Here is a 1,501-nt window from a genome sequence, read left to right on the forward strand (position 1 = left end):
ATGTGTTTTTCATAGTATTAGATTTAAGGTTAATAATGAAGATTGGTTGTCGGGATGACAACCATTTCTTTTTTGTAGCAAACTGATTCTATAAATTCTCCTTTTTGAAACAAACTTTATATTTTATGACTTTCAATCTAACTATTTATATAACAAAAAGCAGACTACAGACACATTAATAACACATTGTATATCAATCAACTATATTCAATCTAATTTAAACAAAGACATCCGATAAACTTCACACCATTCAGAGAAATTTAACCCTTACTTATTTTTTCTATCTTTGCAATTCGATTTACTTATGTATTTAACTAACAATAAACACACATCAAACTCACAATGAGACATCTTCTTACATTATTATTTATTTTTTCGTTAACCAGTACTTTTACTCCTTATGCACAAGAAAGATTAACCATCAACAACATTGAAATAATAAATCTAGGTGATGGTCGTCAATTTGCTCATAAACCAAATCAACAAGATTCCGTAATAAATGGTAAAGTACGAATTATCACAGGTTACTCTACCGAATACATTGACTCCGAATTTAAAGAGGGTATTTCCACTGGAAAGTGGGAGTATTTTCAGGATAATAAATTAGTCAAAGTTCTCAACTATATTGATGGTTATAAAGACGGGGAAAATATACACTATTATCCTAATGGAGAGATACAAAGTAAAGCAGACTTTGTAAAAGGCGTAATAGACGGCACTGTATTTAACTATTATCCAAATGGAAGTATAAAGTCTGAAAAAAAATGGAAAAATGGAATTGAAGACGGTATAGATCGCAGTTACAATGAAAATGGCAAACTATGGTCCGAAATCAACTACCAAAATGGCAAGGCAGAAGGTAAATCCATCATGAATATTACAGGAAATAATATTAATTATTTGCAAACTGCTTTCTATAAAAATGGGTTACGCGAAGGTGAATTTTCAGAGGTATATGACAATGGTACTATTAAAGAAAAAGGTAGCTACCTGAATGGTCAAAAAAACGGTTTATGGGAATACAACAAAACAGATGGGACCAAAAAGCTCACAGAAGGTTATAAAGATGGTGAATTAATAAAGAAGATAACATATTATCCTAGTGGTAATATTGAGACTGAACGCAATTATCTAAAAGGCAAAGAAAACGGTGTAATAAAAAAATATACAGCGGAGGGCGCCATAAAATCGGAACATAACTATGTAAATGGTAAACAAATAGGTAAGCAAATTACATATTTCACAAGTAGTAATGGTGGTAATTATATTGAAACCTACAATAATAATGATAAAGGGCAAAAAGATGGTGAATATGCCGAAATTTTCAGAGATAATAAAAATGTGAAGTCAAGGGGTAAATATATAAACGGGCAGAAAGATGGTAAATGGACATATGGGTATATAAATGGAACCATATACAAAGAAGAAACGTATAGTAGTGGTAAATTAATTGACTCTAAGAAGCCTAATTCAAATACAGAATATTAAAAAAAGAAAGTGC

General features: G+C 30.5%; 1 protein-coding gene. It reads left to right on the top strand.

Features of this window, described 5'->3' with window-relative positions; genetic code table 11:
• Nucleotides 1-342 precede the first annotated feature (342 nt).
• Nucleotides 343-1,488, top strand: coding sequence for a toxin-antitoxin system YwqK family antitoxin (locus HGC4_RS07840; protein WP_050709576.1), 1,146 nt, complete (start codon nucleotides 343-345; stop codon nucleotides 1,486-1,488).
• Nucleotides 1,489-1,501: the final 13 nt, after the last annotated feature.

The organism is Dysgonomonas sp. HGC4, from assembly GCF_001261715.1.
GTDB lineage: Bacteria > Bacteroidota > Bacteroidia > Bacteroidales > Dysgonomonadaceae > Dysgonomonas_A.

Bases quoted from the DNA above. Each gene is read 5' to 3' on its own strand.
- HGC4_RS07840 (WP_050709576.1), top strand. From the start codon at position 343: ATGAGACATCTTCTTACATTATTATTTATTTTTTCGTTAACCAGTACT.